General features: G+C 40.9%; 7 protein-coding genes. 1 reads left to right on the forward strand and 6 read right to left on the reverse strand.

Annotated features, from left to right (window positions below; genetic code table 11):
* The 4 genes from D9K81_RS10175 to D9K81_RS10190 all read right to left on the reverse strand — a co-directional run.
* The coding region (locus D9K81_RS10175; protein WP_120375200.1) for an Ig-like domain-containing protein at positions 1–6646 on the reverse strand (6646 nt) is incomplete at its 3' end.
* A gap of 447 nt (positions 6647–7093) precedes the next feature.
* Complete coding sequence (locus D9K81_RS10180) at positions 7094–8593, reverse strand: cation:proton antiporter (RefSeq protein ID WP_120375199.1); 1500 nt, start codon at positions 8591–8593, stop codon at positions 7094–7096.
* A gap of 525 nt (positions 8594–9118) precedes the next feature.
* Positions 9119–10024 carry a KPN_02809 family neutral zinc metallopeptidase gene (ypfJ, locus tag D9K81_RS10185; protein WP_120375198.1) on the reverse strand — a complete coding sequence of 302 codons (906 nt, stop codon included), beginning with the start codon at positions 10022–10024 and terminating at the stop codon, positions 9119–9121.
* Positions 10025–10080: 56 nt separating this feature from the next.
* The gene (locus tag D9K81_RS10190) at positions 10081–11001 is read right to left on the reverse strand and encodes a DUF808 domain-containing protein (RefSeq protein WP_120375197.1); all 921 of its coding nucleotides are present in this window, start codon (positions 10999–11001) and stop codon (positions 10081–10083) included.
* A gap of 188 nt (positions 11002–11189) precedes the next feature.
* On the opposite strand from D9K81_RS10190, the gene trpS reads away from it, so the two are divergent.
* Positions 11190–12203, forward strand: a complete 1014-nt coding sequence (gene trpS / locus D9K81_RS10195) for a tryptophan--tRNA ligase (protein WP_120366617.1) — start codon at positions 11190–11192, stop codon at positions 12201–12203.
* 363 nt (positions 12204–12566) lie between these two features.
* Here the strand turns inward: trpS and D9K81_RS10200 are convergent, their stop codons facing one another.
* Together D9K81_RS10200 and lysS are read right to left on the reverse strand one after the other, a co-directional pair.
* A complete protein-coding gene (locus D9K81_RS10200) occupies positions 12567–13997 on the reverse strand; it encodes a capsule assembly Wzi family protein (protein WP_228199837.1) in 1431 nt (476 codons plus the stop codon).
* Between the two features lie 273 nt (positions 13998–14270).
* Positions 14271–15800, reverse strand: coding sequence for a lysine--tRNA ligase (gene lysS / locus D9K81_RS10205; protein WP_120375195.1), 1530 nt, complete (start codon positions 15798–15800; stop codon positions 14271–14273).
* Positions 15801–16064 lie beyond the last annotated feature (264 nt).

The raw sequence follows: 16064 nt of genomic DNA on the forward strand, positions 1-16064 counted from the left end.
TTTGTTGCGTTAAACCGCTCACTGTACCGCCAGTCACTTTCACATCAGTTGCATCAAAGCCTTTCACTGCTTCGCTGAACGTAATCTTCAAGTTGCCATCAGCATCTAGCGTCATCGTCGATGTTGGTGCTGTGGTATCGATACTTGGAATATCTTTAGATGCACTATTGCCTTTACCGTTGTTACCAGCAAGGTCTGTATATGAGTCGTCTGCTACGCTCACAGTGACTGTGCCTAGCGCACCTGTGTTGCCATCAGCAACCACTTTGCCTGTCCAAGAACCATCTGCTTGTTGAGTCAAGCCACTCACTGTACCGCCAGCCACTTTCACATCAGTTGCATCAAAGCCTTTCACTGCTTCGCTAAATGTGATTTTCAAGTCACCGTTTGCATCTAATATAATGGTTGACGTTGGTGCTGTGGTATCAACACTTGGTACGCTTACATTTTCAGCTTTTGAACCAATACCGTTATTACCTGCAAGGTCTGTATATGAGTTGTCTGCAACTGTTACGGTTACAAGGCCTGGTGCACCTGTGTTGCCATCAGCAACCACTTTGCCTGTCCAAGAGCCATCTGTTTGTTGCGTTAAACCGCTCACTGTACCGCCAGTCACTTTCACATCAGTTGCATCGAAGCCTTTCACTGCTTCGCTAAACGTAATCTTCAAGTTGCCATCAGCATCTAGCGTCATCGTAGATGTTGGTGCTGTTGTATCGATACTTGGTACAGATTGCGATTGATTTGCAACGGTGCCAGGGTTACCTGCGTTGTCTGTGTATGAACCTGCTGGGATGGTTAAATCAACATTACCCAACGCGCCCGTGTTGCCATCAGCAACCACTTTGCCCGTCCAAGAACCATCTGCTTGTTGAGTTAATCCACTCACTGTACCACCAACCACTTTCACATCAGTTGGGTCGAAGCCTTTCACTGGTTCACTAAATGTAATAGTGACATCACCTGCTGGCGTAATCACAATTGTCGCTGTTGGAGCTGTGGTATCAACGCTTGGTACACTCACATTTTCAGCTTTCGAACCAATACCGTTATTACCTGCAAGGTCGGTATATGAGTTGTCTGCAACTGTTACGGTTACGAGGCCTGGCGCACCTGTGTTGCCATCTGCAACGACTTTAGCTGTCCAAGAACCATCTGCTTGTTGAGCGAGACCACTCACTGTACCGCCAGTCACTTTCACATCAGTTGCATCGAAGCCTTTCACTGCTTCGCTAAACGTAATCTTCAAGTTGCCATCAGCATCTAGCGTCATCGTCGATGTTGGTGCTGTGGTATCGATACTTGGCACGCTTACATTTTCAACTTTTGAACCTTTACCGTTATTACCAGCAAGGTCTGTATATGAGTTGTCTGCAACTGTTACGGTTACAAGGCCTGGTGCACCTGTGTTGCCATCTGCAACGACTTTAGCTGTCCAAGAACCATCTGCTTGTTGAGCAAGGCCACTCACTGTACCGCCAGTTACTTTCACATCGTTTACATCGAAACCTTTGATTTCTTCGCTGAATGTGATTTTCAAGTTACCATCAGCATCTAGTGTCATCGTCGAAGTTGGTGCAACAGTGTCAAAACCTGGAACACTTTGGCTACCTGTTGCTGTTTGACCTGGATTACCTGCATTGTCAGTGTAAGAGCCCGCTGGAATTGTAATATCTACTTGACCTGGTGCACCTGTTGGGTCATTCGAGACCACTTGGCCTTTCCAAGTACCATCTGGTTGTTGAATTAGACCCGTTACAGTACCACCTGCTACAACCAGATCAGATGCAGTAAAGTCTTTTACTGGCTCGCTGAAGCTAATTGTTACTTCACCCGCTGGGGTAATCACAATAGTTGCTGTCGGCGCAGTCGTATCAATACTTGCAATATCATTTGATGCATTACTGCCTTTACCGTTATTGCCAGCAAGGTCTGTATATGAGTCATCTGCTACGCTAACTGTAACTTTACCAAGTGCGCCTGTGTTGCCATTAGCAACGACTTTACCCGTCCAAGAACCATCTGCTTGTTGAACGAGGCCACTGACTGTACCACCAGTTACTTTCACATCAGTTGCATCAAAGCCTTTAACTGCCTCGCTGAACGTAATATTCAAGTCACCGTTTGCATCCAACGTCACTGTTGAAGTTGGTGCTGTGGTGTCAATACTTGGTACATTTCCAACTTTAAATGCACCATTACCTGGGTTATTTGCTACGTCTGTGTAAGAACCAGCATTAATCGAAACCACAACGGTTGCAGGAGCACCTGTGTTGCCATCAGCAACCACTTTGCCTGTCCATGAGCCATCTGGTTGTTCTGTTAGACTAACCAATTTACCTTTATCTACATTCACATCAGATGCATCAAAGCCTTTTACTGGCTCGCTGAATGTAATAGTTACATCGCCCGCTGGAGTAAGAGTAATCGTTGGGGTTGGTGCAGTTGTATCAATACTTGGTACAGATTGTGATTGATTCGCAACAACACCAGGGTTATTTGCTAAGTCAGTATATGAGCCTGCTGGGATGGTTAAATCCACTTTGCCCAACGCGCCTGTGTTGCCATTTGCAACAACATGACCTGTCCAAGAACCATCAGCTTGTTGTGTTAAGCCTTGTAATGTACCGCCAGCCACTTTCACATCAGATGCATCGAAACCTTTTACTGGTTCGCTAAATGTAATTATTACTTCACCTTCTGGTGAAATCACAATATTTGCTGTTGGTGCTGTGCTGTCTACGCTTGGTACATCAACGCCATTCGCACTTGAGCCTTTGCCGTTGTTACCAGCAAGGTCAGTATATGAACCATCTGCAATAGCAACATCAACTTTACCTGAGGTACCCGTGGTACCATCAGCAACCACTTGGCCTTTCCAAGAGCCATCAGCTTGTTGTGTCAAACCAACTAAAGTCCCGCCATTTACAGTCACATCTGACTTATCGAAGCCTTTTACTGCCTCGCTAAAGGTAATAACAACTTCGCCTGTTGGGCTCACAGTCAGCGTAGATGTTGGTACTGCTGTATCAATCTTAGCTGTTGCAGTATCTTCTACACTCGTATTGCCTGCTTTGTCTTTTGCAGTTGCAGATACAACGTAATCGCCATCTGGAAGTGATGCTTTAACGGTATATGACCATTTACCATCTGATGCGACTGTTGCAATGCCTGTTTCAAGCACTTTGCCTGTTGAATCAGCAACTTTTACAGTCACTGTAGATGTCGGCTCATTTACTTTACCTTTCACATCAGGTGTTGCGTCGTTGGTTAAACCAACATCGTCTACGTCAACTACTGGTGCTTGTGTATCCACAATGAACGCTTTTGCAGCTGGCGCACTTTGGTTACCCGCAGCATCTTTAGAAATTGCTTGAAGCATGTAGTAGCCTTCAGCCAAGTTTTGAGATGGCGTATAAGTCCACTTGCCTGTTGCTGTATCTAGTTTTGCCAAGCCAGAATCAACAGTTTTACCAGATTCGTCTTGAAGATAAATCATTACCTCCACGCTCTTCGTTGAATTACCAGAGAATGTTGGTTTGATTTGATTTGTTTGTGGCAATGATGCAGATGTTGTGCTTGAAACACTCATAAGCATACGCGCAGAAGCCGCACCAAATAGGTTATCAATGTCTACTGTTGGTGGAACAGTATCAATTTTCAAACCTGAATCAATTGCGGTGTCAGGGTTACCTGCAGCATCTATTGCAGTCGCTTCAATGGTATAAGAACCATCTATTAACGGTTTGTTTGGTGTAAATGTCCAATTACCATTGCTATCGACTTGTGCTTTACCAGAGTCAATCACTGTGCCAGTAGCATCTCTGACATCAACAACAACAGTCGCTCCTGCTTCAGCCGTCCCCTTAATGATTGGTGACGTAGCATTCGTCAAACCTAATGTATCAATGGTTACAGTTGGTGGAGTGGTATCTACAACCAAACCATTATCTGTTGCAGTTGCAGGATTACCAGCAGCATCTTTTGCAGTTGCATCTACAGTGTACGCGCCATCTGGTAGTGTTTTAGATGGGGTGTATGTCCAGTTGCCATTCGCATCTACAGTCGCTGGACCTGAATCTACAACTGTACCCGTTGCATCTTTTACTTCTACGGTAACTGTTGCGCCTTTTTCTGTCGTACCTTTAACTGTTGGTGTTGCATCATTGGTTAAAACCAAATGATCAATGGTGACTGCTGGTAAAGTCGTATCTACGATTAAACCTGTCGCAGTTGCATTGGCTTTAGTGTTAGCAGCATTTACTGCTTCAACTGCAACTGTATAGTTTCCTTCAGCAAGCGCAGTAGATGGTGTGTATGTCCAATGACCATTTGCATCTACAGTCGCTGGGCCTGTAGCCACAACTTTACCAGTCGAGTCCTTCACTTCAACTGTTACAGTTGCACCAGCAGCTGTTTTACCAGAAATATCTGGTGTTGTATCTTGAGTTGGTTTTAATGGATCAATCGATACAGTAAGTGCAGATGTATTAACATCTAAGCCTTTCTCTGTTGCTGTTGAAGGATTGCCTGCAGGATCTTTTGCAGTTGCGTCAACAGTATATGGACCTTCAGGAAGTGGATTTGCTGGTGTATACGACCAGTTGCCATTGCCATCTACAGTTGCAGGACCAGACTCTACAACTTTGCCAGTTGGGTCTTTAATTTCAACATTAACTGTTGCGCCTGACTCAGTTTTACCTGAAATCGTAGGGGTATTGTCATTCGTCGGTGCAAGTGGGTTAATGCTAATTGTTGGCGCTTGAGTATCAACGGCTAAACCTTTGTCTGTTGCAGTTGCTGGATTGCCTGCAGCATCTTTAGCAGTTGCATCTACAGTATAAGCACCATCTGGTAATGTTGTAGATGGTGTGTATGACCAATTACCATTGCCATCTACAGTTGCAGGACCAGACTCTACAACCTTACCTGTTGCATCTTTAATTTCAACATTAACAGTTGCCCCTGCTTCGGTTTTACCTGAAACAGTCGGTGTCGTGTCATTGGTTGGTGCAAGTGGGTTAATGCTAATTGTTGGTGCTTGCGTATCTACAGACAAGCCTTTGTCTGTCGCAGTCGATGGATTACCAGCAGCATCTTTAGCAGTTGCATCTACAGTGTACGCGCCATCTGGTAGTGTTTTAGATGGGGTGTATGTCCAGTTGCCATTCGCATCTACAGTTGCAGAACCAGAATCTACAACTTTACCCGTTGCATCCTTAATCTCAACATTTACTGTCGTACCTGATTCAGTTTTACCCGTCACCGTTGGGGTTGCATCATTGGTTGGTTTCAGTGGATCAATACTGATTACAGGTAAAGATGTATCTACATCCAAGCCTTTATCCGTCACAGTTTTATCATTACCCGCTGGGTCTTTTGCTGTAACTTCAACCTCGTATGGACCTTCTGGAAGCGGTTTAGAAGGTGTATAACTCCAATCCCCATTGCCATCTACAGTACCTTTTCCAGTATCGACAATGTTGCCATCTTTATCTTTAATGACTACGTCAACCGTTGCATCTGGATCTGTTTTACCAGTAATGGTTGGTGTTGTATCACCTGTTGGCGTTAATGGATCAATCGTGATCGTTGGATCAGTCGTATCTACAACCAAACCACCTTTATCTTGTGTGCTTTCATTGCCTGCAGGATCTTTCGCAGTCACTTCAACCTTGTATTCACCTTCTGGCAAAGGTTTAGATGGAGTGTAATTCCAGTTACCTTGATCATCTACATTTGCCTTACCACTATCCACCACATTGCCATTTTTATCTTTAATAACAACATCAATTTCAGCTTTTGGCTCGTTGGTTTTACCACTAATTGTTGGCGTTGTATCGTTGGTATCACCCAAATCATTAATGCTTACAGTTGGATCTTGAGTATCTACTGTAAAGTTTAAAGCGTCAGATTTAGGACCTTCAACACCATCCACTGTCTGAGTTGCAGAAATCGAATGATCGCCATCTGCTAATTCTTTAGGAAGCTTAACGCTCCAACTACCATCTGCTTTCGCTACAGTTTCTGCAACAAGCTGGTTACCGTCATAAACTTTGATCGTAGCGCCTGGTTCAGCACCTGTACCCGATACAACTGGGGTTTTGTCATTTGTTGCACTACCCGCAGTCAATTGACCTGTTTTAGGTTCAACGTTATCTGTAACAACCAGTGTACTCAGTTTTTTAACTGCTACTGGCGTACCATCATTGTTGTCTGATGAACCATTATTGATTGCAGCACCCACCGCACCAATCCCCGCGGCACCCAGTGCCCAAGGTAAAACCGCACCAACTAAAGAGTCTTTATATAGTAAAGGCTCAATTTCTGCTAAAGGTTGATATTGGATCACGTCAGCAATGGCGCCATTTGCATCTGTAAATTTAGCCCAGAATAAACTACCGTCGTCACTTTCAAAAACCAAACTATTGTCTGATTTATCACCTGCAAAATAATTTTCAATAACAATGGTTTCACCGCTTTTTAGCGTGATCACCGCATTATTGCCGTCTCGAGTAATTGAGGCTACATCCTCTTTAGGAACCTTCACTACAACAACTGAGTTTTGTGTAAGTCCAACACGGTTCGAATCTACTTGTTCTAGAACCTGATGGCTTTCCTTCGAAATAACAGAAATTTGCGTCATAGCGTGACCCTCAATATGTATTATGTTTGTTTCTGTTTTAGATTCGTTTTGCAATGTGTTGTTTTTTTAACTTTTTTATTAAAATACAACCCATTAGAAACTCTATTTTTAATAATGTGTTTTATATCACATTTTGCTTTTTTTTTGCACAATTGCTTGAAATATATTGTTTAATTACCATGGCTATACTCCTAAAAAACGTAATATAACTATTAAATAACAACAACTTATTTTCTGTGATATTCATCACATTTTTTTGTAACTGAATTTCCTGCTTTTTAAGTAAAAATAAAAAGCCATATACCAACTTTCCGTCAAATGTTTATAAATTAATACTTTACAGAAATAATAAAAAAGCCAAATAAAGTTATACTTTATTTGGCTTTTCCAAATCTTATACAGCTTAAATGTATAAGATACGTATCAAAGTGAATATTGAACTACTAATCAGAAATTATCCGGATTCTCCAGTCGTTTTACTTCATGGACACGCTCAGGGTTATGCACTGCAGCTACACCATCTTCTGCCTTTTCATCAATCAATGCTTCTGGCTTATATACGGTAATCGTTTCATTGCCTAGAGCATCCTCACCCACGACATATTGAAAGCCTTGACGGTTCATTTTATGGCACATGCGTTGATACCAGCCCTTAAAACCTTGAGTCTCCTCTTGTGAATTATGATAAAAGGCATTCATAACCGCAGGTAGCCCTAAACCACAAACCAAACCAGATAACAGTACAACAATAAAGGTATAACCAATTAAGATACTACTATATTCGCTTAGCTGTGGTACGTTCGCGACGGCCAAAATTAAGGCCAGCGAGATACCACCACGCACCCCACCCCAAGACAGGATGGCCAAACTACCGTTGTAGCTCTTTTTGCGAAAGCTTGGGAAAAATGCAAATGAAAGATAATTGGCTGCAAAGCGTGAAGCATGCAAAATTAAGAAGGCAATGATCCCGCCCAAAATTAAGCTAATACTGAGATCCAAAATAAAGAGCTCTAAACCAATTAAGGTAAATAAGAAGGAGTTAATAATCCCTTCGACGGTATGCCAAAAATGATTCACTTCACGGATTTCACGTGCTTCTAAAATTTCTTTCCAACGGTTACCCACAATCAAGCCACCAATCACACAGGCAATTGGCGCAGATGCATGGGCAAATAATGCAACTAAGTATGAGCCACAAGCCAATAATGCTGTGGTTAGAATTAGAGATTCCATCTCATGCTTACCACGCAAAATGCGTAAAATAGCCTGACCAAAAGCCCAACCGATAATTACTGCCACCACAATTTCGTAGAGCAAGGTTTTTAAAACGCCATACAAGGTGACATGCGCACCCTGTAGTACATTTAATAACGTCATAAATAAGGCAATACACATAGCATCATTAAACAATGACTCACCTTCGAGCTTCACAATTAAGTGATGCGGTGCTCGAACCGAACTCAATACGCCTTTAATCCCAATAGGATCCGTTGCCCCTAAAGCTGCACCCAGTAACAACAGCACCATCAGATCTACATGCTGTCCAATTAAAAATTGGTAACCGTACAGCACCACACCAAAGAACGTGGCACATAAAACCAAAGCAATACTGGCCAAAATACTGATCGGTTTCCAATGACTACGTAAATCGGAGACCTTAAATTTCAGTGCAGATGAGGTCAAAATGAAACAGATCACACCATTGATTAAAAAGTCATAAAAATCAATGTGCCGTACTGCTTCTTCAATATTATGAATATTAATGACAACAAATTGGTTACCATTTAATAAACTGGCTCCCCACTGCAAAATAAAGACAAATATTGCAGAAACAATTGGTACACCAATGGCTTGAGGGAAACCTAGAATTCGCTTATTAAATATTGTGGTTGCAATAGAAAGTGCAAAGATTACAGTAAAAACCTGTAAGAAAAAATAATTTCCCATACTTGATCCAATTGTTTGAGCTACTGTGCAATTTAGGGAATTCAAAACATATATTTAAATAAAAAATACTAAAAGCATATTCATTTAAATTATAAATATTGTACCCAATTTCCCACGTAAATTCTGTTTATTTAACTATTTCATACATAGTGTTTAAAACTTAGTCCACTATTGCGCTAATACTGATCACTAACCACTTTGAATGAAATTTATTTTTTGTAGCACGATCTCAATACATATTTTTTTAAACACTTCATTCGTGCACTCTTAGCTCTCTTAGTGCTTTTTCTAAAATTTAAGGGATCGAAAATACACACTAAGCCCAACCAGTTCTTAGTACGGATGAACTTTTTGGTGGTTTTAACTACTCATCTGCTCAATTTTAGGATTCAACTTGCTCTTTTCAAAAAATATTCAAGACGAAGACCATCAATAGACTCAAGCATCCATCACTGTCTTTTATCCGCTGTACACTAAAGTGTATAAAAAAGAGGATCTAAATCCTCTTTTTTAATGTCGTAGACTTTAAATAGATTGATTGAAGGTATCACAACTTTCAATTCGACCTGACTTTAAACCAATATCGAACCATTTCATACGCTGTTGACTGGTACCATGTGTAAAACTGTCTGGTACCACTTGGCCAGTTGCGCTTTTCTGCAAGTAATCATCACCAATTTTATGCGCAGCATCCATGGCTTCTTCAACATCACCCGCTTCTAAAAACTGTGTACGTGCATTGTTGTGATTAGCCCAAATACCAGCAAAACAATCAGCTTGTAATTCTTGACGAACAGACAGCTGATTGCCTTGCACTTTTGTAGCCTTGGCACGTGCTTGTTGAACCTGCTGAGAAATTCCTAAAAGTGTTTGTATATGATGGCCCACTTCATGCGCAACCACGTAAGCCTGTGCAAAATCCCCAGCCTGATCATCACGACTCAGTTCCGTTTTATTTTGCTCACCCGAAATGCCCATTTGGGTACGCATATCTTTAAAGAATGCGGTATCTATATAAACTTTTTGATCTGCTGGACAATAAAAAGGCCCCATGGCAGCTTGCGCTGTACCACAGCCTGAATTAACCACGCCATTAAACATCACCAATTTGGGTGGCGTGTATTGTGCATTTAGTTGCTGTTTAAATATCTCATTCCATGTGTCTTCAGTATCAGCAAGTACAGTCCCTACAAATTGCATGGCTTCTTGCTGATCTGGTGTTGGATTATCCAAGCCTTTGGTTTCTGCAGACGAGGCTTGCTGTGTAACTTGTTTGGTTGCTTGATAAGCCTGTTGAGGATCGACCCCAAAAAACTTCCACGCAACAAATGCCACCACCAAACCCAGAATACTAATCCCACCCGCTTTTGCACCACCACCACCGCGACGATCTTCTACATTTGCACTGACACGGCGACCTTTCCAACGCATATCAATCTCCCTATTCAGTCGTTTTGGCTATGTTAAGCGTTTTATCTCATTCGGGTCTAGACGCTTTTATGTCGAACTTTGCCAATCAGATGAACAACGAACAATACCAATAATCCTGCAATAAAACCTGTCACCAAGTTGATCGCCATTGGCGTTATAGCGCCAATAATACTCGACATGCTCGGTAACTCCTGCGCAAATTGAACCGCATCATCTGTAAAGTGATGCATCCACGGCACAGCATGATTAATAATCCCGCCACCCACCAAAAACATCGCAATAGTGCCTACAATCGTTAGAGTCTTCATTAACTTTGGAGCAAAAGCCAACAAGCCACGACCAATGCTTTGCTGAACTGCAGAACTTTTAGTGGTTAGGTAAAGCCCTAAATCATCAATTTTAACAATCATAGCTACAAACCCATAAACACCTACCGTCATAACAACAGCAATCACACTCAGTACACTTAGCTTGGTCAAAAACGTTGCTGTAGCAACTGTGCCCAAAGAAATCACCACAATTTCAGCAGATAAAATAAAGTCGGTTCGAATCGCGCCTTTTACTTTTTCTTTTTCAAAAGTCGCTAAATCTATTTCTGTAGCTTCGAGTTCTTGCTGGGCAGCTTCGGTGGTTTTGGCTTTTTTATGAAATAAGCTATGAATAACTTTTTCTACGCCTTCATAGCACAGAAATAAACCACCAATCATGAGTAAAGGATTAATCAACCACGGCGCAACTACACTAATTAACAGTGCTAAGGGCACCAAGATGAGTTTATTTACAAACGAACCTTTGGCAACGCCCCACACCACAGGTAATTCTCGATCTGAACGCACACCACTGACTTGCTGGGCGTTTAAGGCTAAGTCATCTCCCAATACGCCAGCCGTTTTTTTGGCGGCCATTTTACTCATAACAGCAACATCATCTAAAACCGTAGCAATATCATCGAGCAACATTAACAAACTACTGGCCATTTTTATTTTTCCTCATTTTTTGCATGAGTTTAATCGCTTTCATTACAAAATAATGTATCTGCATGATGGTTTTTTAGATATTTTTTTGCAGATTTATAATGTGACTGACATATTGAAAAATTATCCCGTACAATGTTGCCATTCGTTAAAAATGTACAGCAGCGCTGGCTGCAGAGATGGAATAGATAATGAGCAATCAAGATAATCGTCCAGTGATTTTGACTGGCGACCGCCCAACAGGACAACTTCACCTCGGTCACTTTGTAGGTTCTTTACGTTCACGTGTAGGCTTACAAGATTCACATCACCAACATCTTTTATTGGCTGATGCTCAAGCGCTGACTGACAATGCCGATAATTTCGAAAAAGTACGCCGTAACATTATTGAAGTTGCTACTGATTATTTAGCGGTGGGTATTGACCCAACAAAAACAACAATTTGTGTTCAATCATGCTTACCCGCATTAAATGAACTTACCATGCTGTACTTGAACTTCGTGACTGTTTCACGTTTAGAACGCAACCCAACGATTAAATCTGAAATTCAAATGCGTGGTTTCGAGCGTGATATTCCTGCGGGCTTCTTATGCTATCCAGTTGCTCAAGCAGCAGACATTACAGCATTTAAAGCAAGCATTGTCCCTGTAGGTGAAGACCAAATTCCAATGATCGAACAAACAAATGAAATTGTTCGTCGTTTGAACCGTCAAATTGGTCATGATTTACTACCAGAATGTAAAGCGCTCCTATCGAATGTTGGTCGCTTACCTGGCTTTGACGGTAAAGCTAAAATGTCTAAATCTTTGGGCAACACCATTGTGCTTGATGCTTCGGATAAAGATATTAAAAAAGCAGTGAATGCGATGTATACAGATCCGAACCATCTTCGGATTGAAGACCCAGGTCAAGTTGAAGGCAATGTCGTCTTTACCTATTTAGATGCCTTTGATCCAAACAAAGAAGAAGTTGAAGAACTGAAAGAACATTACCGTCGTGGTGGTTTAGGTGATGGTACAGTGAAGAAACGCCTTGAAGGTGTCCTCAAAGAATTAATCACACCAATCCGTGAACGCCGTATTGAACTTGCTAAAGATCCAGATTACATCATGGATATTTTGAAGCATGGCACAGATAAATGTCGCGATATCACTCAACAAACGCTAGATGAAGTTAAATCAGGTCTGGGTGTATTCCATTTCTAATAGCTTTCGTCATATATTAAAAGCCTTTCTATGATGAAGGGCTTTTTTTATACTGTTTATTTGATATCAGTCACACAAAGTACGCATTCTTAACGCTCAGTAACATCGCGTAACCCGAACACTCATGAATAATCCACACTTTCGTTTTATGATCTACTCATGTTTTAGGAAACCCTAAGTCATACATTTCTCCTTTACCGAGACTACGCGAGTAGTTTCGTTGTTATACGCAATGACAACCCCAATCATTGCGTATTTTTTTGTCTAAAAATCATATTGCTAGCCCAATATTTTTAACTTTAAGCCACATCAAAAAGCCCGCAACAATGCGGGCTTTGATTTGAATTTATGACTAAACAGATATTAATGTATTGGAAACTCGACTCCCAAAGACACACCAGCATCTGAACCGCGACGATCAGAATCGCTGAGCCAACCATTCAATTTGATAGGAATATCAGTACGTAACTGATGGATCCAAGTTAAATCAAGTGCTTTAACCTCATCCTTTTCAGGAAAAGCCGCGTTAATTAATGCACTTCTTTGATTTTCTGAAACTTTAGCAAAAATGACACGCCCATTCACTCGGTTAGCAGAGTTAATCGTCATGCTACCACCAGCAGAAATCATTTGACCATCACCACCCATGGCATGCCCAAGAGGGAAACCATGCTGATAGTAACCATCTTTATAAATACTATGATTATAACTAATACCGCGAGCATCACCGTTAGTACGGGTATCAGCCCACTCAGCATAGAGCTGATAAGGCATATCTTTCAAAGATGAAGAATAGTCAGCACCCGCTAGGTACATTTTTTTTGAAGGCATCAAACCAGCCTCATCTTCACCTACATATTGACCATATAGACTCACTGGTACATTGATCAGCATCTGTAAATTTAAACGACCATCAAAGCCAGCAATCTGATTTGATGGATTTTCTGTATCACCATACACATTATCGTTGCCAATCCATGCATCCCATAAAGAACTTGCACTTTGCGAACGACCTTCACCGCCCCATTGAATCATACGAGAGGCGCCTAATTCCAAATAAGGTAATGGCTGAGCAGTTAAACGTAGCCCAATCAATTTAGTATCTGGTATAGCCTTATAATCATCTAGCTGGCCTGCAAAGGCCTGATACTGCCAAGGACCTACCCAAGATAACCATTTACTATCAAATGCTTGTTGTGTTGCACGTTGCGCCGTAAAACCATAAACAGGTCGGCTTGCATCCCCTCGAATCAAACTTCCGTCATGACCTGGCCCCCAATAACTTGGAATCTGACCAGCAATCAACCATTGATTCCACAGCTTACCAGCTATATAAGAACCTTCTACATTCACAGTTTGATCATTCTCAATTTGACGATTTTTTTCAGCATTCACACGTAAGCGTGCATCCCAATTTTGACCACCGGCATTCAATTCTACAGCGGCCTGAAGTTGTGCTTTTTGATGATCACCAAAACTTTGAGGGATATTTTTTTGATCTGACTCAGCAAACACTTCTGCTTTTAACAACGTATTCTCTGTAGTGAGTTGATTTTGAATTGATTGAACAACTTTTTGTTGTACACCAGTCGTGATTTTTGCAGATGCTAAAGCACGCTGAACTTCATCACCACTTAAAGGCCAAGTCGACGTGCTGATTTGAATTACCCCTTGCTGATTAAGCCAATTCAAATCAGTACGCAATGATTCATCATTTAAAACCAAACCTTGTGCCCAAACTGGCGTCGCACAGACACTCAACAGCAAAAATGACAAACAGCGTTTTTTTACAATTTTCAACATTTTACTCTTATATTTTAAGCTTCACTTCATACTAATTCTTTATTATTCCAGTGAATATTATCGGTTTTTTAACAAAAAATAATAAGAAATTACCAAATAGCAAACCTAATACAACACAAAAATATCTAAATATTTATGCGATAAAATTTTGTTTTTAAATAATTTATTTTTAAATTTCATTAGAATAAGTTGATATTTTAATCACGCTATTAACATAAAAAACCCGCTTTAAAGCGGGTTTTTTGACTCTAAATTTTCTATGACTTATACATTTTTGTGACGCATGTGAGGGAACAAGATCACATCACGGATACTTGGTGCATTCGCAAATAACATCACTAAACGGTCAATACCAATACCTTGACCTGCAGTCGGAGGTAAACCGTACTCCAAAGCTTCAACGAAGTCTGCATCGTAATGCATTGCTTCATCATCGCCTGCATCTTTTTCAGCAACTTGTGCTTGGAAACGTTCTGCTTGGTCAATTGGGTCATTTAACTCTGAGAAACCATTAGCAAGTTCACGACCACCAATGAAGAATTCAAAACGATCTGTAATATGCGGGTTGTCATCGTTACGACGTGCCAATGGAGAAGTTTCCGCTGGGTATTCTGTAATGAAGGTTGGTTGACGAAGTTTAGTTTCAACCGTTTCTTCAAATACGATGGTTTGAAGTTTACCAAGACCAAAGCCTGGCTTCACTTGCTCTTTTAATTCTTCACGAACAAAGTTTGCAAGGAATTCACGATCTGCCACATTTTCAGCTGTGAATTGTGGATTGTGCTCAAGTATTGCATCAAACATTGAAATTTTCTTGAATGGACCTTTGAAGCTATACACTTCTTCGCCATAAGGCACATCTGTAGAACCTAAAATGTCGATGGCCAATTTCTCAAGCATTTTTTCAGTGAGTTCCATCAAGTCTTTATAATCTGCATAAGCTTGATAGAATTCGATCATGGTGAATTCTGGGTTATGACGTGTAGAAACACCTTCGTTACGGAAGTTACGGTTAATTTCGAATACACGCTCGAAGCCACCTACAACCAAACGTTTTAAGTAAAGCTCAGGTGCAATACGTAAGAACAATGGCATATCCAATGCATTATGATGTGTTTCGAAAGGACGTGCAGACGCACCACCTGGAATCACATGCATCATCGGTGTTTCAACTTCCATGAAACGTTCATTGGTTAAATAGGCACGAATACCTGAAACTACTTTTGCACGAATTTCAAAAGTTTTACGTGTTTCTTCGTTTACAATTAAATCTAAATAACGCTTACGATACTTCACCTCTGTATCAGTTAAACCGTGAAACTTATCTGGAAGTGGACGTAATGATTTTGTTAATAATTCGAAGTGTTCGATATGTACATATAAATCGCCTTTACCAGAACGACCTACATAACCTTTAATTGCGATGATATCGCCAAGGTCTAAACCTTTAATTGTTTCCAATACTTCAGGTGCAAGCTCTTTACGTGCAACATATAATTGGATACGACCCGTCATATCTTGAATTACAATGAATGAACCACGGTTCAACATTACACGACCCGCTACAGATACATACACCTTTTCACCAGCTTCGATATCTTCTTTAGATACGTTTGCAAATTGGTCTTGTAAGTCTTGTGCGTAGTGCTCACGTTTAAACGTATTTGGCCAAGGACTTGTACCCTTTTCCTTTGCGTGTTCTTCAATTTGCTTTAACTTGGCATGACGCTGTGCAATTAAATCGTTTTCGGAAATGTGTTGTTCAGAAGTCGATTGAGCGTTATTTTGCGTCATCTCTGCCTCGAATATGATCAAATAAATAAGAAGGTGCATAGCATAGCAGAAATAGAGAAAAATTCGAAGAATCTCTGCGAATTTCAATAAGCATTCACCGAACCAAGTAATTGTTAACGCACATAGTCATATTTTGAGTTCATGACACACTCTTTCAAATATTGGTTTGAGCATACTTAAAGCTATGATCATTCCCACTCACATCAATATTCACATACACTTATTGAAGCTGATAAATACATCAACCCTGTAAAGAAATAAATG

The sequence above is a fragment of the Acinetobacter chengduensis genome (assembly GCF_003664645.1).
GTDB lineage: Bacteria > Pseudomonadota > Gammaproteobacteria > Pseudomonadales > Moraxellaceae > Acinetobacter > Acinetobacter chengduensis.